Source organism: Ruegeria sp. HKCCD9138 (assembly GCF_057220975.1).
Map to the genome: position 1 here is coordinate 86,311 of NZ_JBWVAZ010000003.1, position 19,248 is coordinate 105,558.

The 19,248-nt window shown below is 56.2% G+C and carries 24 protein-coding genes and 1 tRNA gene; 3 read left to right on the top strand and 22 right to left on the bottom strand.

What is annotated here, in order from left to right; translation table 11 throughout:
• From AC2TEL_RS06215 to AC2TEL_RS06230, 4 genes are all read right to left on the bottom strand, one after another.
• The gene (locus AC2TEL_RS06215) at positions 1-1,083 is read right to left on the bottom strand and encodes an ABC transporter permease (protein ID WP_480902666.1); all 1,083 of its coding nucleotides are present in this window, start codon (positions 1,081-1,083) and stop codon (positions 1-3) included.
• A gap of 73 nt (positions 1,084-1,156) precedes the next feature.
• Complete coding sequence (locus AC2TEL_RS06220) at positions 1,157-2,521, bottom strand: CmpA/NrtA family ABC transporter substrate-binding protein (RefSeq protein WP_480902668.1); 1,365 nt, start codon at positions 2,519-2,521, stop codon at positions 1,157-1,159.
• A 270-nt stretch (positions 2,522-2,791) separates the two neighbouring features.
• A complete protein-coding gene (locus tag AC2TEL_RS06225) occupies positions 2,792-3,961 on the bottom strand; it encodes an ABC transporter substrate-binding protein (protein ID WP_480902671.1) in 1,170 nt (389 codons plus the stop codon).
• Positions 3,958-4,542 (bottom strand): ANTAR domain-containing response regulator, encoded by a 585-nt coding sequence (locus tag AC2TEL_RS06230; protein WP_480840333.1) that lies wholly within the window; start codon positions 4,540-4,542, stop codon positions 3,958-3,960. The genes AC2TEL_RS06225 and AC2TEL_RS06230 overlap by 4 nt, the downstream gene beginning before the upstream one ends.
• A 301-nt stretch (positions 4,543-4,843) precedes the next feature.
• Between AC2TEL_RS06230 and AC2TEL_RS06235 the strand changes: the two genes are divergently transcribed.
• The 3 genes from AC2TEL_RS06235 to AC2TEL_RS06245 all read left to right on the top strand — a co-directional run bounded on the left by AC2TEL_RS06235 (position 4,844) and on the right by AC2TEL_RS06245 (position 7,443).
• Complete coding sequence (locus AC2TEL_RS06235) at positions 4,844-5,293, top strand: phasin family protein (protein WP_480840335.1); 450 nt, start codon at positions 4,844-4,846, stop codon at positions 5,291-5,293.
• Between the two features lie 861 nt (positions 5,294-6,154).
• Positions 6,155-6,625 carry an aminoacyl-tRNA deacylase gene (locus tag AC2TEL_RS06240; RefSeq protein ID WP_480902672.1) on the top strand — a complete coding sequence of 157 codons (471 nt, stop codon included), beginning with the start codon at positions 6,155-6,157 and terminating at the stop codon, positions 6,623-6,625.
• Positions 6,626-6,768: 143 nt separating this feature from the next.
• Positions 6,769-7,443, top strand: coding sequence for an ankyrin repeat domain-containing protein (locus tag AC2TEL_RS06245; protein ID WP_480840339.1), 675 nt, complete (start codon positions 6,769-6,771; stop codon positions 7,441-7,443).
• A gap of 536 nt (positions 7,444-7,979) precedes the next feature.
• Here the strand turns inward: AC2TEL_RS06245 and AC2TEL_RS06250 are convergent.
• From AC2TEL_RS06250 to AC2TEL_RS06335, 18 genes are all read right to left on the bottom strand, one after another.
• Positions 7,980-8,573, bottom strand: coding sequence for a hypothetical protein (locus tag AC2TEL_RS06250; RefSeq protein WP_480902674.1), 594 nt, complete (start codon positions 8,571-8,573; stop codon positions 7,980-7,982).
• A gap of 240 nt (positions 8,574-8,813) precedes the next feature.
• A complete protein-coding gene (locus AC2TEL_RS06255; protein ID WP_480902676.1) occupies positions 8,814-9,581 on the bottom strand; it encodes an ATP-binding protein in 768 nt (255 codons plus the stop codon).
• Positions 9,582-9,860: 279 nt separating this feature from the next.
• Positions 9,861-9,935 (bottom strand) — tRNA-Phe (locus AC2TEL_RS06260).
• Between the two features lie 79 nt (positions 9,936-10,014).
• Positions 10,015-10,197 carry a DNA gyrase inhibitor YacG gene (locus AC2TEL_RS06265; protein ID WP_480840425.1) on the bottom strand — a complete coding sequence of 61 codons (183 nt, stop codon included), beginning with the start codon at positions 10,195-10,197 and terminating at the stop codon, positions 10,015-10,017.
• Complete coding sequence (locus tag AC2TEL_RS06270) at positions 10,194-11,216, bottom strand: ribonuclease E/G (protein WP_480902678.1); 1,023 nt, start codon at positions 11,214-11,216, stop codon at positions 10,194-10,196. Before AC2TEL_RS06270 ends, AC2TEL_RS06265 begins: the two co-directional genes overlap by 4 nt.
• Positions 11,213-11,791: a Maf family protein gene (locus AC2TEL_RS06275; protein WP_480902680.1), complete on the bottom strand. Its 579-nt coding sequence runs from the start codon at positions 11,789-11,791 to the stop codon at positions 11,213-11,215. Before AC2TEL_RS06275 ends, AC2TEL_RS06270 begins: the two co-directional genes overlap by 4 nt.
• Positions 11,792-11,802: 11 nt before the next feature.
• Positions 11,803-12,021, bottom strand: coding sequence for a translation initiation factor IF-1 (infA, locus tag AC2TEL_RS06280; protein WP_005978431.1), 219 nt, complete (start codon positions 12,019-12,021; stop codon positions 11,803-11,805).
• Positions 12,022-12,112: 91 nt separating this feature from the next.
• Positions 12,113-12,988 (bottom strand): carbon-nitrogen hydrolase family protein, encoded by an 876-nt coding sequence (locus AC2TEL_RS06285; protein WP_480902683.1) that lies wholly within the window; start codon positions 12,986-12,988, stop codon positions 12,113-12,115.
• A 66-nt stretch (positions 12,989-13,054) separates the two neighbouring features.
• Positions 13,055-13,324, bottom strand: a complete 270-nt coding sequence (locus AC2TEL_RS06290; protein WP_480902686.1) for a DUF4242 domain-containing protein — start codon at positions 13,322-13,324, stop codon at positions 13,055-13,057.
• 87 nt (positions 13,325-13,411) lie between these two features.
• Complete coding sequence (locus AC2TEL_RS06295) at positions 13,412-14,005, bottom strand: GNAT family N-acetyltransferase (RefSeq protein ID WP_480840435.1); 594 nt, start codon at positions 14,003-14,005, stop codon at positions 13,412-13,414.
• Positions 13,998-14,396, bottom strand: coding sequence for a ketosteroid isomerase-related protein (locus AC2TEL_RS06300; RefSeq protein ID WP_480902688.1), 399 nt, complete (start codon positions 14,394-14,396; stop codon positions 13,998-14,000). Before AC2TEL_RS06300 ends, AC2TEL_RS06295 begins: the two co-directional genes overlap by 8 nt.
• Positions 14,397-14,398: 2 nt before the next feature.
• Positions 14,399-14,851, bottom strand: a complete 453-nt coding sequence (locus AC2TEL_RS06305; RefSeq protein ID WP_480840440.1) for an arsenate-mycothiol transferase ArsC — start codon at positions 14,849-14,851, stop codon at positions 14,399-14,401.
• 3 nt (positions 14,852-14,854) lie between these two features.
• The gene (locus AC2TEL_RS06310; RefSeq protein WP_480840442.1) at positions 14,855-15,334 is read right to left on the bottom strand and encodes a UPF0262 family protein; all 480 of its coding nucleotides are present in this window, start codon (positions 15,332-15,334) and stop codon (positions 14,855-14,857) included.
• A gap of 84 nt (positions 15,335-15,418) precedes the next feature.
• The gene (gene hisD / locus AC2TEL_RS06315; protein WP_480902690.1) at positions 15,419-16,720 is read right to left on the bottom strand and encodes a histidinol dehydrogenase; all 1,302 of its coding nucleotides are present in this window, start codon (positions 16,718-16,720) and stop codon (positions 15,419-15,421) included.
• A 59-nt stretch (positions 16,721-16,779) separates the two neighbouring features.
• Positions 16,780-17,301, bottom strand: a complete 522-nt coding sequence (locus tag AC2TEL_RS06320; RefSeq protein WP_480902693.1) for a GNAT family N-acetyltransferase — start codon at positions 17,299-17,301, stop codon at positions 16,780-16,782.
• The gene (locus AC2TEL_RS06325; RefSeq protein ID WP_480902696.1) at positions 17,302-17,778 is read right to left on the bottom strand and encodes a DUF2948 family protein; all 477 of its coding nucleotides are present in this window, start codon (positions 17,776-17,778) and stop codon (positions 17,302-17,304) included. It abuts the gene before it with no gap.
• Positions 17,775-19,043: a UDP-N-acetylglucosamine 1-carboxyvinyltransferase gene (gene murA / locus AC2TEL_RS06330; protein ID WP_480902698.1), complete on the bottom strand. Its 1,269-nt coding sequence runs from the start codon at positions 19,041-19,043 to the stop codon at positions 17,775-17,777. Before murA ends, AC2TEL_RS06325 begins: the two co-directional genes overlap by 4 nt.
• Before the next feature lie 6 nt (positions 19,044-19,049).
• Positions 19,050-19,205 (bottom strand): hypothetical protein, encoded by a 156-nt coding sequence (locus AC2TEL_RS06335; protein WP_480840451.1) that lies wholly within the window; start codon positions 19,203-19,205, stop codon positions 19,050-19,052.
• Between the last annotated feature and the right edge of the window lie 43 nt (positions 19,206-19,248).

A 19,248-nucleotide genomic window follows, 5' to 3' on the forward strand; every position in this document is an offset into this window, starting at 1 on the left:
TCACCGGTTGTTCGTAAATGTGAAGAGCGATTGCAGCGCGTACATCACCCGGTCCAACAGGAAGCCGATGATGCCGATGGTGAAGACCGCAACCATGATCTTGGCCAGAGAGCTGGACGAGCCGTTCTGGAACTCATCCCAGACGAATTTGCCCAGGCCAGGGTTCTGCGCCAGCATCTCGGCCGCGATCAGGACCATCCAGCCGACACCCAAGCTAAGGCGCAAACCCGTGAAGATCAGTGGCAGGGCTGACGGCAACACCAGCTTGGTGATTTTGGTGTAGGTGTTCATTTTCAGCACTTTGGAGACGTTCACCAGATCCTTGTCGATGGTCGCCACACCTAGTGCCGTGTTGATCAGGGTCGGCCACAGCGAACACAGGGTCACAGTGATGGCCGAGATCAGGAAGGATTTAGCGAACAAGCCGTCATTGGTGACGTAAACGGCCGAGACGATCATGGTCACGATCGGTAGCCAGGCCAATGGCGAGACCGGCTTGAAGATCTGAATCAGTGGGTTCAGCGCCGCATTGGCAGTGGGCGAGAGACCGGCCGCGATGCCAAGTGGGACAGCAACGACCGTAGCGATCAGAAACCCGAAGAATACGGTTTTGATCGAAGTCCATATCTGTTGGTAGTAAGACGGGGCGCCCGTGTAGGCGACTTGCTTGACCTCATCCGCGCGGCCTGCGTCGACCAGCTTTTGGTTCCGTTTCTCGACCATTGCCTCGAATTTGGCGCGTTTGGCGGCCTTGGCCCGTGCGTCCTCGTTCAGGTTGATCATCTCTTCCCAAACCTGAGCCGGTCCGGGGACCGCGCCAAGCGAGGTCTGCACTTTGGGGGCCAAAGTCGCCCACAACAGCAGAAAGGCACAAATCGACAACAGAGGCACCACCAGCAAACGCCAGATCTCGGCCATCTGGGCGCGCGGGTTGTCTCCGGCGGCGGCCTTTAGGACCGGTGTGGCCCAGCTGAGGCCAAGAACCTGGAACCATTTGTCGGCGGCGTTGATGCGGGTGAAAAGGCGGGCGCGGCGCTCTTGCTTGGCAGCGTCCGCATTGAATTCGGGATCGACCGTTGTCATCTGATGTGTCCTTGCGATGGCGGGGCACTTGTGGGGGCCACGTCCGACTGATGCCGGGCGTGGCGCTGCGGATTTATCCTTGCACGTCCGAGCCGACGATCTTCTGATCGCCCTTCAGACCGATGGGCAGACTTTCGAGATAGGCGTTGGGCGTGCGACCGTCGTAGGCTATGCCGTCGATGATATCCTCGGACGGTGTCGGCGCTTTGTAACCGTCGCTGTCCCAGGGAAAGTCGGCCTCATTCGCCAAACCTTCTTCGACCAGCAGGCGTGCTGCATCCAGATAGATCTCGGGTTTGTAGACGGACTTGGCCACTTCGTTATACCAGCTGTCCGGCTTCGCATCGGCGATCTGGCCCCAGCGACGCATCTGTGTCAGGTACCAGACGGCGTCCGAGTAGAACGGGTATGTCGCATTGTAACGGAAGAATACGTTGAAATCGGGGACTTCGCGCTTGTCGCCCTTCTCGTATTCAAACGTGCCGGTCATCGAGTTTGCGATGACGTCATAGTCTGCGCCCACATATTCCGGACGGCTTAGGATTTCGACCGCTTCTGGGCGGTTGGCGTTGTCGTTTTCATCCAGCCACATCGCAGCGCGGATCAGGGCTTTGGTCACTGCCAGCGTAGTGTTCGGGTATTCCTCGGCAAACTCGGCGGTGATGCCGAAGACTTTTTCAGGGTTGTTCTTCCACAGCTCATAGTCGGTGATTACCGGAACGCCGATCCCCTTGAATACGGCCTGCTGGTTCCACGGCTCACCCACGCAGTAGCCATAGATCGTGCCGGCCTCCAAAGTGGCCGGCATTTGCGGCGGAGGGGTCACCGACAGGAACACATCCGCACCAATCTGACCGGTCACGTTTTCGGGGCTGTAAAATCCCGGATGCAGACCGCCCGCGGCCAGCCAGTAGCGCAGTTCGTAATTGTGGGTCGAAACCGGGAAAACCATACCCATGTTGAAGGGCTTGCCTTCGGATTTGTACTTCTCAACGACCGGAGCCAGCGCTTCGGCGCTGATCGGGTGTTGCGGGCGACCATCATCCATCACCGGGATGTTTGGCTTCATCTCTTCCCATATCTCATTGGATACGGTGATGCCGTTGCCATTCAGATCCATCGAAAACGGTGTGATAATATGTGCCTCGGTCCCGTATCCGATAGTCGCAGCCAGCGGCTGACCAGCCAGCATATGCGCCCCATCCAACTGCCCGTCGATCACTCCGTCCAACAGAACTTTCCAGTTGGCTTGTGCTTCAAGCGTAACGAAGAGACCTTCGTCCAAAAAGTACCCCTGCTCATAAGCCACAGCCAGCGGCGCCATGTCTGTCAGTTTGATAAAGCCAAAGGTCAGTTCGTCTTTTTCCAGCTCAAGTTCGGCCAAGGCCGGAGAAACGAGCGCGGTGGTCGCCGCAAGGCTCAGAACAAGTTTTTTCATTTCGATCCCTTTCGGTCCCGCCCAGTTCCTTGGGCAAACAAAAAAGCCGCCGACACAAACCGCCGGGAAGAAATGGCGGTTGGTCGAGCGGCTTTGCTCTTGTGAGATGCCCACAGCTTTGGGCGAATTCCTACGGTGGGCGACGCTGCCTGCCGATAAGATGATTACGACATCGTTGTCTTAGGGTGTCATCAAGAAAGGTGTATCGATCGGATTTCTTTCTGCATCGCAGCAATTTTTCTCGCTGCAGTGCAATATTTTTGTGCACTCTTATCCGGAGGGCTCAAAAATACGCCGATCGAAAAAGACGTTCGGGGGTAGAATCAGGCTACCAGTGGCAGAAGCCACCGCCGTCGAGTTGGGGATAGCGCCTTCCAGCTTTTCCGATGCGCCGGGCAGTTCCGCCCCGGAACCCTGCAACTCGCGGCGATACAAATCGCTGCGAAACACTTCGGCCGCCAGACGCTCGGCCTGCATCGGACCGATGCCGCTTCTAACCGCCAGTTGATGCCCGATCCACTTGGCCTGACTGCGCCATGGAAATGAGGCTGCGCCATCGAAGAACTCGACAAACTGCTCGATCGTCCTCTGGTCGCCACGCGCAGAGATGGTGAACTCGCCCAACAACGCCCGATCAACCAGATCCGGAGATACGTTCAGATAAGTCTTTCGTGAGAGCATTTCAGATGCGGTGGTCCGACTTTCGGGCTTCGAAAGCCACCGCCCAGCCCGCCAGACTGACCGCATTAGACTGCCCAACAAGTACGGTTCAGTTTCGGCCCAGTCAGAGCGAACCGCCAACACTTTCTCGGGTGCGCAAGTCCAAATCGCCCGTCCCGGCAGAAGCAGCGCGCCGACTTCCTTGTCGACGGCAAATGACCCCCACGGTTCACCCACGCAAAAAGCATCAATCTCGCCGGCAGCCAGAGCCTGCGCCATTAGCGGAGGCGGTACAGTACGTATTTCGACTTGTGTTGATGCAAGTTCCGTTCCCTGCACCCAATAACGTAGCAGCTCGACATGCATTGAAAACGGAAAGGGCACACCGATGACAAGCGGTCCACCAGCAACCCGAGCAAGCGCGGCGCCTGCAATAGCTGCATCGCGAAAATCAAAGCCATACCCGTGTTTACGCAATCGGTTTTCCAGGCTGCGACCGACACCGATTACGTTTCCATTCAAGGACAATACGGAAACCGCCGAAATCGGCGTTGAGATACCTCCGAGGTTCAGAGCCATGGCGACCGGGATCGGCGACAATAAATGCGCTGCGTCCACATGCCCGAAGGCCAGCATGTCCCGCAGGGATGACCAGGACGGTGCCGGGCGCAGATCCAGAGAAATCCCTTCGGCACGATCAAAGCCCATTTCTCGAGCGACGATCAAAGGGGCCGCATCGACAAGGGGCATATACGCGACCGGAAGGGATACGGTTCTCATGACAAGAGCCCTGATGCGGTCACCAGCGCCTCGGCCACATCGGCAACACGACGGTTTTGGTTCATCGCAGTCTTGCGCAACAGGGCATATGCTTCATCTTCGGATAGGCCCTTGGCTTTCATGAGCAAACCCTTGGCCCGGTCGATGACCTTGCGTTCTTCCAGCGCGCGGCGTGTCTCGGCCAATTCCGTACGCATCTGGCGCAAAACCTGAAACCGAGCGATTGCGGTGTCGATGACGGGTTTGATGCGCTCACTCTGCAGACCATCAACAACATATGCAGATACTCCAGCCTCGACGGCTGTCTTGGCCAGTCCGCCTGCTGCGCCAGACACGAACATTGCAACGGGACGCTCCAACGGACCCGACGCGACCGTCAGCTCTTCCAGCATATCGCGCGAAGGGTTGTCGATATCGATCAACACGATATCCGGGTTGTGCGTAGCAATCTTGCGCGCCAGCCCTGAGACACTGCCAATCACAAAGACGTCTACATCCCCAGACTCCTTTAAGGCATCGACAATTGCGAAAGCGCGTTCTTTGTTCTGCTCGACAACAACGACAGTCAAATTTTGGTTCATGGCGTGTCAGCTGGACCGAGTCCTCGACAGCGACAATTGGAAAGTACTCGTCCTCCATACTAGCGCTGCCAGCCTGCATAAATTGTCAGCCACTTTTCGCAATTCGCGGAAAGAATAAGCAGAACAATATGCTCATTTTCAGCACTGAATGTCTGAGGTGCGGCCTTAAAGGATTTATTCGCTTCTTCTGTTTTGAAGAAAACTTTTGTCAGAAACACCGCGATATGGATTGATCCAAATTAATGCGAAGATTTTGCAAATCTGGTAAAATTATCCAATCAGGTAATGGGAGGAGATTTTGATGCCAGAACAGGAACGCCAATCAAGTTACCCCAGCACCCTTGTCGACGTATTCAGGCTGATGCAACCCTCGGCTGCGACAAACCCCGTTTTAGATGCTCAGATCGAGCAATTCTGGGACGCCCAAGAAAAAATGCTTGAGGAAGCCGAAACCTTTGCACAGCACTGGTTTGAACGGCGCCATGAGGCTGTCCGGACCGCGCTCAAGGCTGCGCGTACTGCGTCGTCCGCGAGCCCTGCTGATCCGTCCAAAGCGATGCAGACCATGACAGAATGGCAACGCCGTTCAGCAGACCGCATGATAGCAGACGCGCAAGAGTGGTTCGAAACCGTTGCCCGCTGTGCGGCTTATGCCGCAGAAACCGAGGTCGACGCCGTCGAGAAAACGATAGACGACGTTGCCAGCGCCGCAAAGAAAGCCGGGAAGTCCTCAAATTCTGAACCGGTTTAGGGACTTGTCTGCTGGAGATGTCAGCTGACATCATCGGAAGCAGTTGAGAGGAGATGAAGTACACAGGAAGATCCCGCTCCCTGTGGCGTTTGATCGTGAACACGAGACAAATCATCTTTTGAACACGCAAAGTGCTCAGGTCATCTGGCCCGGTAAAGTGTTTCAAAACCTTGCCTATTTCAAAGACCGGATTGCCAAAGAAACCTCGATCTGCCCGGCAATCCAAGTGTTCCTCGGGCAACGAGGCTGGTTGCTGTCATTAGTAGATTGGATGCGACGGTTCAGCGCGACCCATCGAACTCTCAGTAAACCGTCATGCAGTGAACAACCAAAGATGTCGCCAATCCGGGCATTCGACGCTGCGCCATAAGTTGCATTGCAGTTTTCGCGTGCCAATCATTTGGATAACACCTTCAAGTCTGTGCCCTCGAAGAAAGCGCTTTTCCTAATGGTATCGACATCAAACGAGAGTTTGCTGGGAACCTATGGCACCGTTTCAGATCTCCTCACTAACATCCGCAAAGCGTCTGTTTTGCGTCGCGCGGCACGCAGCAGTCACTGCAAACTCAACGCGGCGTTTTGGGTTTGGGTGCTCGCGCTGAGGGGTAAATGCTGGCCTTCGCTGAATTAGTAGAGAAAAAGCAGCGCGGAAGGCTGAGCATTCGAGGGAAATGCCACCTGCGCTGGTATCGATCTCAGAACCCAGGACAACATCAGCCCTTTTCGGTGTGAGGCATTTACTGTCCCCTTGCCCGACCCGCTCAATAGGCGCACAATATGGTCTTACACCCCAAATTGCGCCCTAGTTGCGCACCGTGACAGTTTCGCGACCGGGACGCCTTCGAAAACACGGAGGGCACCATGACTATTGCAACTCGCCTGAAACATCATCTGGACGCTCAAGGGATTCCCTTTGATATTGTTCCACATCCCTATGCCGTAACCGCCAGCGAATGCGCCGAAGCGGCACATGTACCCGGCGACCACCTTGCAAAATCCGTTCTCATCCACATGGAGGAAGGTCCGATGCTGGCAGTTCTGCCTAGCAATCATCAGGTTGACCTCACCGCTCTGCAATCAATGATGAACCGCCGCCTCGGTTTGGCGCCAGAATCTGAAGTGCGCGATCTGTTTGATGATTGCGACCTTGGTGCGGTACCGCCAGTAGGCGAAGCCTATGACGTACCCACCGTCGTGGATAACAGCCTTACAGGGCTTGACAAAATCTGGTTCGAGGCGGGAGACCATAAGACTTTGGTCGAGATGCGCGGCGAGGACTTCGACACGTTGATGAAGGATGTCAAACACGGCGCTTTCTGCTGCATGCACTAGTTGCCTGAAAAAACTCTCTCGGATTGCCGTCAGACTTCTTGGAAAAGGCCGTGGCTCGAACCCGTATTGTCTTCACAGTCAAGAAGCAGTTCGAACAATTATTGCATGGAATTGTACCAACCATTCGCGAGGAGAAAATCGTCATGGCTCGCCTCATGATCACAGCTGTTTTGATGGGATTGGCCACCGGTGGAATGGCACAGACGGCACCCACGGCGCAGGAGATTTCCGCTTACGTCGGGCTTTTAAAAGCCGCGCAGGAAGGTGATGTCGCAAAAATCAGGCACTTGGTTGCAAAGGGTGCCGACGTCGATATTCGCGATTCCCGCGGACGCACACCGGTGCACGTGGCAGCCTTCGCCTCGGAAGACGAAGCCCTTCGCGCATTGGCTGAAGCCGGGGCCGACATGAACGCACTTGAAGGACAGGCCTATGATGTGGTCACAATTGCCGCAGTAGCTGACGATCCTGAACTGATGTCGCTTGCTATTGAACTTGGCAACGATCCGGGCCTCACAACCAGCCCCTACGACGGAACAGCGCTTATCGCAGCGGCGCATCTCGGTCATGTCGAAGTTGTCAGACGATTGGTAGCCGCCGGCGCACCGCTTGACCATGTCAACAATCTGCACTGGACGGCGGTGATGGAGGCCGTGGTTCTGGGCGACGGTGGAGAAAACCACCAGGCCGTGCTCGACGCACTGCTCACGGCCGGGGCCGATCGAATGCTCACCGACCGAGAAGGCGCCACACCTCTTCAACACGCAGAAATGCGCGGATTTTCCGAAATGGCGGAACGGCTAAGGCAAGCAGATTGAGTGCAGCGACATAGTACGAAGTAACCTGAGATTCTTCCGGTCTAACTATCTGAAACTGTCGGAGTTTGTTTCCTTTTTGCCAAGCGAGGGCGCGACGATTGGACGATGCCGGCGAGGTGTAGTGACGACAAAGCTCCATCGGAATGGGACGACCGAAGTAGAAAACACCGTTTTTTACAAAGGTGACGAGTTTAAACTGGCCTCCACCATGGTCTACGGCTCCAACCTGATTTAAAAAGCTGGAGTGAAACCGAGAGTTTACCTGATGAAGTGGTGCCCGGGGGCGGATTCTAGCTCTTTTAATTTCAACCACTTACGGGGCGAATTTTCAAGCTTTACGTCGATTTTACGTCTTTTTAGCCAATTAGTGATCCTCAACCTTTTGGGTGACGTAAAGTACAACGCCGCCTGAAGATTGCGTGCCTGCCAAGAACAGAAAACCATGCGTTGGAAGCGTGGAATCTTCAGCATGTATGCTTAAGTGAGCTGTATTGGTGCGCGCAGATTCTGCTAACATCACTAGCTATGCGATCCGTTTATTTTGGGAAGCGCACGCCAAACATCTTCCGAAGCAGTTTTTCTACAATCCCTCTATACTCAATAATATCTCGATCCAGAATCTGAACTGATGCTCGTTCGTGTATCAGCTTGTTTCGCAGTCCATAGAAGTATTTCAGCTTGGCTTCAGTATTACTGTCGATGCTTAGATGCCCTTTCACCTCGTTCAGCACTTTTGTTCGGTTTGTGAGTATGTCTGAAAGCGCATTCCCTTTGTATTTGTGAGGTGGAAACAGAGCCGCGTTATTTACAATGTATTCCTTCATTCCAATCTCGACATTGCTATCAAGAAGTATCAAGGCAGCTCTATTTTTTGTCTCAAAACCTTGATCAAGTGCTACGTCGATCATGCCCATTGCCTCAACTAGTCCCAAGGTCCAAGGCTTTCGCGCCATCGTCCCTTGGTTTAGCTGCAATAACTTCTGCGAGTAAGAAAGCTTTGGCTCTCGCTTTATCGGCGGTAAAACCAGACGCTTCTTGGATGCTTTGGTGGTTGGCGTCAAAGGTTCGACGGTACCGGAGTCGTGCTGGTAGACTCCTTCTTCCCGATTGTTCTTGAAACGACGTGACAACTTGGAAAAGTACGTCACCAACTCAATGATACTAGGTCTCACTTGCGTAAAAGCAGGATGGCTGAAACTAATTCCGTTCTTACTACTGTTCCAAGGCATTAACTCTGCTGAACCATCGAGTTCTACAATTACCCGGCAAAGCGACCCATCTGGGTGCGGTACGCCCGCCTCAGCGGTAATGAAATACCCGACATCTCTTGTCTTAAGTTCTTTCAGTATGAGCCGTCCGTTGCAGTAGAACTATACTCCGTAGTTGTCAGCTTCTGGAATTCGGTCTCTGATTAGTCCGCCGGTGACCTTAGCATTGAGAAACTCTCCCTCACCCAACTCAACGTCGAAACTCATTTCCTTAGGGGGGTGACCCGGCGGATAGGCCCATGTGTCGAAAGTCGTTGCTCCCACCGGGGTGCCGTTCAAGAAAATCTGGCAACCCTCCTTTATGAAACTAGCGTACGTCGCCTCTAGATGCTTGTATAGTTCATCCAAATCTTGTTGAGAAAAGCCCTGGCGAACTTCGGAAATACTGACGTTTGTTGTGTTGGGATCAATGTTGGGAACGCGACTTACGTCGATTCTCCAGTCCTCGTCTGCTAACCAGTCCTTCGTAATTTCTAGCTGGTAACTATCCTGCTTCTTGAAACGAGAAGTGATTGTGACCTGCTCCCCCAATGCCACGCTGGCTCTTTTTCCTCCTACTCCGAAGTTACCAATCAAGTTTCCTGTATCGAATAATCGGGTGGCTCCCGGCGCGATCAATAACCTCATCTGATCAACAGGAACGCCGCCCGCGTTGTCGCGTACCGTGATGAGTTGGCGCTCTGTGTCCAGGAACAGCCAAATTTTAGTGCCGTCGGGTTTTTCTGTTGCGATCCAATGGTCAATCGCGTTGTCGACCAATTCACAGATTGCCGTCGGCAGATCGTAGTCTGCCATTATTGAGAGAAACATGCGTTTTTGAGGAGTTCCGTCAATTCTCTCAAAAAACTCTTTCCGCGATACGCCAGCCACTTCTCAAATCACTCCTAAAATCTCTTTTAAGCAAACCATCTTAGCATTCAATCTTCAATACAATCACAGCCATAGATTGTAGCGACATGTGCCAAAACAGGAATGCGTAGCGCAAAAAAAACCAAAATCGAGAACCAAGCCTAGCACTAACGGCCTTAAGCTGTTCAGGCTTGGAATCCATACGGAGAGGATGATGGTTCGATTCTACTGAGTGGAATCGAACTTTACGTCATCTTACGTCCATCGATTCTATTTAAATTATTGATTTTATTGACTTAATGGTGCCCGGGGGCGGAATCGAACCACCGACACGAGGATTTTCAATCCACTGCTCTACCCCTGAGCTACCCGGGCACGGGAACGGTGTTTGCCGTTGGGTGGAGGCCTTCTATGACTTGCACTCCGCAGTGTCCAGAGGGTTTTTGACATTTTTTCAATGCGGGAGGGATGGTTTGGATTCCTCATGATCCAGCTCGGCCTCTGCCTCGTCTTCACGCTGCGATGGTACTGCATAGGAGCCGTTCAGCCACTTGGCCAAATCAATATCGGCACACCGTTTTGAACAGAACGGGCGAAAGGAATGCTGTGTGTCTTCTCCGCAGATTGGGCAGCTCATTTCAACACCTCCGCCAAGGGGATACGACCGCGTTTGCGTTGCAACTCATAGTGCCCGAGCGGCGTCCAGCCGGCCATAATTGTCTCTTCAGGATCAGATTTGAAAGCCGACCGCAACGCAGACTCAAAGCCGCGACGGTCTTTCTTGGGCATTGGCGCCAGGTCGAGGGTGATCTGACCGCCCAGACCGCGCACGCGAAGTGCCCGGGGCAGCACCTTTGCGCAGGCGAAATTGGCCTTGGTCCCGGCTGCAAGCGAACTGTCGCTGCCGGTGTTCACGTCGACGGCCACAAGGGCGCGGGTTGGCTGGATGTACAGGTGCCCACCCCCGGGCAGCGGTTCTGCTACGCCCCTGACTGTTTCCAGCGCATCCAGAATTCCGTGCATTTCAAAACTGCCCGCAGCGGTCGCGACCTCGGCCGGTTCGGTCCAGTCGCGCCACGCCAGGATATGTGGTCCGTCTCCATCGCTCAGCGTTTCCGGGTCTGTGCCGGGATCATTCATGACCTGCTCGGCCTGCGCTCGCATGGCCACGATATCCTCGGCGATTTCGTCCTCGTCGGCACTCTGGCAACAGGATCGAAGGATCAGGCCATAGGGGCTGTCACTCATCTGCTCATGCGCGATTTCCAACAACCGGTCACGCATATCTTCGTCACGGATGCTGCGCGAGATATTCAGGCCGGGCGCATCCGGGGTCACGATGGCATATCGGCTTTTGAACAGAATGCGGCTGGTCACCGGGATCGCTTTGCCGGATTCGGCATAACCGGTCACCTGTACAAGAAGTAAGGAACCCTGAGCCAGCCCCTTGACCTGACGCAGGAATGCCGGGCCGTCAGGCGTGGTCAGAAACATTCCGCCCTGCCCTTTCACTGGCCTGTCCGCGCGGGCGCGATAGATGGTACCAGGTGGCGGTGCATCGGCAGCGATCAGAAAGTCCTCCAAAACACCGTCGACCATCAGAGCAGCCGCTTCGCGGCCTTGAATATGGTCCAGAACGACAGTGCGACCCTTCATGATGCCTCGCGATACAATGGGTAACCGATGCCTTGCAGCAAGGCTGCGGTTTCGGAAAGGGGCAGACCGACAATGCCGGTGAACGACCCCGAAATCCAGGGAATGAAAGCCCCCGCGGGGCCCTGAATGGCGTATGCACCGGCTTTGCCCTGCCAGTCACCAGTGGCCAGGTAGGCGTTGATCTCGGTGTCCGACAGGCGTTTGATCCTGACCTGTGAGACCACGTCGCGCTGCAAAACCCTGTGACCGCGCCGTACCGCGACCGAGGTGATGACCCGATGTCGGCGCCCCGACAATGCATGTAGAAATTCGGCTGCCTGACCGACGTCAGCAGGTTTGCCCAGAATGCGGCGACCCATCGCTACGGTGGTATCCGCGCACAGCGTGATGTCGTCGCTATCTGCCTGAACCGCATGTACTTTTGAGCGGGTGATACGACTGCAATAGGGGGCGGGCAGTTCCCCTTTCAATGGCGTTTCATCAATGTCTGGCGCACGAATTGCGTCGGGTATGACGCCAAGCTGCGCCAACAGGTCCAGCCGTCTTGGGCTGCCTGATCCCAGAATAAACGCCATTGGGTTGGGCGTTACTTGAAGCGGTAGTTGATCCGACCCTTGGTCAGATCGTAAGGGGTCATCTCGACCTGAACCTTGTCGCCGGCCAGAACACGGATGCGGTTCTTGCGCATCTTGCCTGCCGTATGTGCGATGATTTCATGGCCGTTTTCCAGCTCGACCCGAAACGTCGCATTAGGCAGGAGTTCCTTCACGACACCGGGAAATTCGAGCGTATCTTCCTTGGCCATGTTGTCTCCATCATTACGTTGCACCCGCAGAATCTACGGGGATGTGGGCTTAAATGAGCCTATTTTGGCCCTATTTCAAGGGCGGAATCACCTAAAGTCGGCACTTTGTGACCGAATTGACTCTGGGATCCTGCTCGCCCCAGTGGGCGCGGTTCAGCACATGCCCATCCGCGCGGACATTGGCGATGGCGGCGGGGTCGACCACGGCGTAGGTCCAGCCTGGTTGGTTCAAACTGCCTTCGGCCAGTACTCCGGTTTGCGGAAATCCCTTATCGGGCGGGCCAAAAATACCTCCGGTTCCGGTATTCATGTCCACCGCTTCTGACCATTCATTGTCGCCGACCAAAGATGCAATGACCGTAACGCATTGATTTTCCAGCGCGCGTGACATTGCACCTATCCGAACACGCCAATATCCCGAAAGCGCCTCAGTGCAGGACGGGACAAGAATCAGATCAGCCTCGCACAGCGCGCGACCCAGCAAGGGGAACTCGCTGTCATAGCAGATCAGAACGCCAATCTTTCCCAACGTTGTGTCGAACAGTTTGAGCGGACCGCCGGGGGCGATATCCCACGACTCGCGTTCGAAGCGTGTCATGATCTGTTTGTCCTGATGATCATGCGCACCGTCGGGTCCGTAAAACGCAGCGCGGTTTACAGGGCGCCCCGGTCCAGCCACCACAGGGGCCGACGCACCCAGAATATGAGTTTTGTACTCTTGTGCGAGGCGGATATGCACATCTTGCACATCCTCCATCCGATCAGAAACCGCGTGAATAGAACGCTCCAGATCGCCAGCCGCCTCGGGTCCGTCAAGGGTCGACACCTCCATTGCACCGTATTCGGGGAAGACCAGCAGATCGGCCCCCTGCCCGACCGCTTCAGAAACCCAGCCGGCCAGTTTGTCCTCGTATTGCGCCCAGCTGTCGAGCCAGTCCAGTGGATAGGCGGCGGTGGCGATTTTCATCCTGCTGTCCCCGTGTGCACAATCTGAAGGACATTAGCCACGCGCACGCAGGAGTGTACAGCCCGTTTAACGCGCCGTGGTCGGATCGATAATCGTGGTAATTTCGGTGATCGTGGTGGCCGGAAACCCGCTCAGCTCCGCATGCTTGTGAATCGCATCCTCGTTTTCCGCCAAATAGATGCAGAAGGTCTTATCGCCTGCGACATAAGAATGCTGCCATTGAACACCAGGAATTTTTTCCAACGCCTCGTTCGACTTGGCCGAAGCTCCGCTGAGCTCATCACCTGACATTCCGCCTACTCCGGGCAGGTCACGTTCGATTACATATCTCTTCATCGTGCAATCCCCCATGGAAAGCACCACCATATCATAATTTCTGATTTTGATCGCCTGCCCTGTGGGATGAAAGAGCAGAATTGGGCGCTAGATGTCCCTGATCCAGAACTGCAACGGTTTCGATGTCTCCTCGACTTCGCCAAGGTCCTTCCAGGAAAACTGCGCGACGACACCATCCATCGGTTCATATCCCCGTGCCCGCCAAAAGGCATCGAGAGGCCGATAGTTTTTCGGCCGCATCGGGTGATCCGCTGGACGCTGCACGCCGCAAAAGGCACATTTTGAGAAACCCAGGCGGCGCGCATGTGCTTCTCGCAGGTCAAAGAACTTATGCCCCACCCCCTGTCCGCGATAATCCGGCAACAAAACGGATTCCGCGCAATAGAAGATGTCGTCGAGTTTCAGGCCCGCGCCTTCGAACGCGGCAGCAAAATCATCGGCATGATCGGTCAGTGGCGCTCCGGTCGAAGCACCGACCAGGCGGTCGCCATCAAACGCGCCAACCACGATTGCCCGGTCACTGTCGCGGTAGGATTGCAGGTACTTGCGTTCATATTCGAGGTCGCCGTCATACAGATACGGCCAGGCGTGAAACACTTCGATCCGCAAACGCGCCACATCGTCCAGCGCGCCCTCCAGAGCCGATCCGGTTAGCGCACGGATGTCGTTGACCTTAGCCATTCGAAACCTGCTTGGTCCAATCGGCAAGGTTGTAGAAAGTGGTGACACGAGTGATCTTGCCACCCTTCAGGTCAAAGAACGATCCGGCAGGCAGACGATAGGTTTGACCGTGGGCCTCGGGCAGCCCTTCGTCGGTTTCCAGATAGGTGCCGTTCACGATGAACTCTGCTGCTGCGCGGGTGCCGCCTTCGGCTTCGAATACCACGATGTCAGTCAGGTTTTCCTTGTAGCAGCGGTTCATGTGAGCGCAGAACGCCGCAAACTTTTCCTTGCCAACGCGAATTTGGCCTTCGTTGACGTGGTGCGCCACATCTTCGGACAGACAAGCCAGCATTCCGTCCACATCACCGGCATTGAAGGCATTGAAATAGGTCTTGACGGTCGGATTCATGATCACTCCATTGGTTCACCCCAGCAGTCTTTCAGATGCTTGATGATCTGATCGCGGGTCTGTCGATAGTGATGTAACTTTTCTTCCCTCGTTTCGCCCAGTCCGGTAGGGTCCATTATTGGCCAATAATCGACATCGAGGTGAAAAAACCGCGTCAGTTCCAGCGCCTTTCGCTGACTGGCGGGCGAAAGCGCCACGATCAGGTCGAACGAACTGAGATCATCACCCCACTCTTCCATCTCGTCGAATGAACGCGACCGGTGGCGGGACAGTTCCACGTCGATTTCCTGACAGGCGGCGATGCAGAACCCGTCAATCTCAAGGTCGTTATGCACACCGGCGGACTGAACATAGGTTCCGGTGCCATAGAATTTCTTCATGATGCCTTCGGCCATGGGCGAACGGACCGAGTTGTGGTCACAACAAAACAGGACCGACTGCGGCAAAGGCTTCACCCGTCACCCCCCGAAATGCAGCACGCAGATCAGCGTGAACAGGCGACGGGCAGTGTCGGTGTCGATCTCGGCCTTCCCTCCCAACCTTTCCTGAAGAACGCGGCTGCCTTCGTTGTGGATACCGCGGCGGGCCATGTCTATGGTCTCGATCTGGCTGGGTGGCAGGGTCTTGACCGCGTTGAAGTAGCTTTCGCAAATCTGGAAATAGTCTTTGACTACCTGACGGAAGGGTCCAAGCGACAGATGGAACTCGGCCGCCTTTTCGCTGGCCTCGGTCTCAATGTCGAAAACCAGCCGCTTGTCCCGGATCGACAACTGCACGCGATAGGGGCCTTCGGGGACGACACGGTCATCCCGCTGCGGCAATGCAAACGAGTTCTCTTCGAGCAGGTCGAAGATCGCTACTTTGCGCTCCTGCTCAATCTCCGGGGTTGGAGGCGGCAGGTTGCTGTCGTCCAGTTCGATATGCGAAATTCGGGTCATTTATTGCAGTGGTCCGTTCAGATCAGGTCAGACCTATAACAACATATCGTCCGGGGCAACGTGGCAGAGCTCACCCTTTCGCAATCAGCCATTCAACCGCTGCAACCGTGCCAGCACGGACAATCCATGCGCCTCGAGACTTTCGGATTGCGCCAATTGTGCTGCGCTGGGGCCGATGGCCTGCAAAGCCTGTGGCGTCATCTGACTGAGCGTGGTGCGCTTGAGGAAATCCATCACGCTAAGACCCGAAGAAAACCGGGCCGAGCGGGCAGTCGGTAAAACGTGATTTGGTCCGCCAACATAGTCACCGATGGCTTCGGGTGTGTATTGGCCGAGGAAAATTGCGCCTGCGTGGACGGTTTTGGCGCTGAGTGCCGCAGGGTCGGCAACGCAAAGTTCTAGATGTTCCGGCGCGATCCGGTTGGACAGGGCCGCAGCCTCGTCCAGATCACGCACAGTGATCACGGCGCCAAAGTCGCGCCAACTGGCCCCGGCGATCTTGCGACGCTGCAGGGTTTCGAGTCGTTTGTCGACGGCCTGCGCCACCGCTTTACCAAATACGGCGTCATCGGTAATCAGTATGGACTGCGCACTTTCGTCGTGCTCCGCTTGGCTTAGCAGGTCCAGCGCGATCCAGTCAGGATAATTGTCTTTGTCAGCGATCACCAGAATCTCAGAGGGGCCAGCGATCATGTCGATGCCCACCTTGCCGAACACCCGGCGCTTGGCCGCCGCGACGAAGGCGTTGCCCGGACCGGTAATCTTGTCCACTGGTGAGATGGTCTGCGTGCCATAGGCCAGCGCAGCCACCGCCTGAGCACCGCCGATCCGATAGATCTCATCAACACCTGCCAGCTGCGCCGCCAGCAGCACCAGCGGATTCACCTGCCCATCCGGTGTGGGCACGACAATAGCCAGCCGCTCAACCCCGGCGACCTTGGCCGGGATGGCATTCATCAACACCGAAGACGGATAAGATGCCAACCCACCTGGTACGTAGAGGCCCGCCGCCGACACGGGCGACCAGCGCCAACCCAACGTGGCACCCGCCTCGTCCGTCCATTCGTGATCCGACGGCATCTGTTTTTCATGGTATGCCCGGATGCGGTTGGCCGCCAGTTCCAGCGCTGCACGATCCTGCGACGAAACCTGACACACCGCCTCTGTGATCTCTGCCGCGCTGAAGGCCATCGTCTCGGGCGTCAGCTCCAACCGGTCGAATTGCGCGGTCAGTTCAATGACGGCCGCATCGCCGCGGTCGCGGACATCCTCGATGATCTGCGCAACGACTGCATCCACATCCGGGCTGTCTTCGCGTTTGGCAGACAGCAGCGCCTGAAAGGCGGGTTCGAAATCTGCGAACGTTGTGTCGAGGAATACAGGCATGGTCAGAAACTCCGGACAGGTGCGAGGGTCTTATCGCCGGGATCGGGCACCCTCAACCCTCAGACCGGGGGGTGCAGCGATTTGCGCATCGGAAATTGCGGGATTCCGTTCCAATTGCCGGATGGACCGAATGGCTGCCACCCGCGCGCGATATAGAAATCACGAGCTGTCAACGTCGCCTCCAAATGCGCTTCGCTGCATCCAACCGCAACAAGTTCGCATTCGAGTCGGTTTAACAACTGCGCGCCGATCCCCCGCCGGACATGATCCGGGTCGACATACAGCAACATGACCTTGCCGGTCTCGCACAAGCCCCCCACCGCAGTTATCTGTCCCGAGACGTCCGCCAGCCAGATCTGCCTGCCGGAGACAATCCACCTCCGAATGGAAGCCGGGTCCTTCATTGCTGTCCAAAGCGCCATGTTCCGCGGATCATTCCCGTGGTCCGCTTCGCAAAGCCGCTCTATCGACCGGATCAACACCCGGCTGACTGCAAACACATCGAAAACCGTTGCGCGACGCAAAGTCATCCCCTGCGGCGGGTTGGAAAACGCCTGCGCTATGCCGCGCTTGTTTTTCATTCAGTCCGGGTGATGCGGCGCGTGGCCCGAAGGTGCGCGATACGGCCGGGTAACGTCTTTGAGAGTGGCGTCAATAGCTTCGACATTCAGGCGGATCGCGCCATCACCGGCCAGTGTCAACAGGACCTGACCGGCGCCATCGTCGCCTGCTTCGAAATCGACCGACAGCAGGGACAGAACCATATCTTTGTCGCTCCGGTCGATGCCCTGACTGGCGACCGACAGCACGGAATCAAAAACCAAAACGGATTGCACCCGCTCGAAATCCCGGTTGCGTCGGGTTGCGGCGTCCTTGTCCTCCCATCGAAATCGGTTCAGCAACAATGCGAACCTGCGCTCGGATGGGCGCCAGGTCATTTCAGTCACTGGAAAAATGGCATCCTGTGCCAGGGTCGCGATGACCTGAAGGTCGTCCCTGTCTTCTGCGCCGAGGTTCAGCGGAGCCTCGCGCCCGTCCTTGAAACTTGCGTCAGTCATTGGCCCTTGATCCGTTCAATCTTTGCGCCTACGCCTTCCAGCTTGCGCACCACATGTTCATACCCTCGATCGAGGTGATAGACGCGGCTGACCGTCGTTTCCCCCTCGGCCGCCAGCCCGGCTAATATCAAGGAGACCGAAGCGCGCAGATCTGTCGCCATCACCGGCGCACCCTTCAGCCGCTCCACCCCCGTTACCGTGGCGGTCCCGCCGTGTACTTCGATCTGCGCGCCCATGCGCACCAGTTCAGGGGCATGCATGAAGCGGTTTTCGAAAATACGTTCTTCCAGAACAGATGTCCCCTCAGCCGTGCACATCAGCGCCATCATCTGCGCCTGCAGATCGGTCGGGAAGCCCGGGAAAGGTTCGGTCACCACGTCCACCGACGTAACACGCCCATTCTTGCGAACGACCTTCAGCCCCTTGTCAGTCGGTTCGACACTTACCCCCGCCGCATCGAGTTTCTCGGCAAAGGATGCAACAAGATCAATGCGCCCGCCCAACAGCTCGACCTCGCCACCGCAGATCGCCGGAGCCAGCATGTAAGTGCCCAACTCAATCCGGTCGGTCACAACCTGATGCGTCGCGCCGTGCAGGCGATCAACACCTTGGATTTCAATGGTCGAGGTCCCCTCGCCCGAAATCTGCGCCCCCATCTTACGCAGACATTCGACCAGATCGACAATCTCCGGTTCGCGCGCGGCGTTTTTCAGAACGGTAGTGCCCTTTGCCAGCGTGGCGGCCATCACGATGTTCTCGGTCGCGCCCACCGAGGCAAACCGCATCTCATGCACGGCACCCTTCAACCCATCCGGAGCCTTGGCGTGAAGGTAGCCATCTTTCAGTTCAATCTCGGCGCCCAGCGCCTCGAGGCCTTCGACGTGCAGATCCATCGGGCGCGCACCAATCGCGCAGCCGCCGGGCAGCGAGACCACCGCTTGCCCCAACCGCGCCAGCATCGGGCCCAAGACCAGATTGGACGCCCGCATCTTGCGCACGATGTCGTAATCCGCCGTATGACTGGTCAGGTCGTGGCTGGACATCGCAATCACCTGACCGTCCTGCAATTGTGACACCTCGGCCCCAAGCGATTGCAGCAACTGAGACATGGTCTTGATGTCACTCAAGCGCGGCGCATTGGTGAGCGTCAGCGGTTCGTCGCTCAGCAAGGTTGCGGGCATAAGCGTCAGACACGCGTTCTTGGCCCCCGCAATCGGAATCTGACCGTTCAGCGGCCCATTGCCCGTCACCAGAATCGAATCCATCTGCTCTTAATCCTCGTTTTTGCCGGTTTTATCCCCGGATGCCGCCCGCGCCTTGGCCTGCGCCTTACGCCGCGCCATATTGGCCTTCAGCGCGGCCTTGAGTCTTTCATCGCGCGCAGTCCCGGTTTTGCCGTGTTTTTTTGGTGAATTTCTGTCTGCCATTGTCTTTCTCTACAGGAGACGCAAAAAACCGTCCAGACACCCT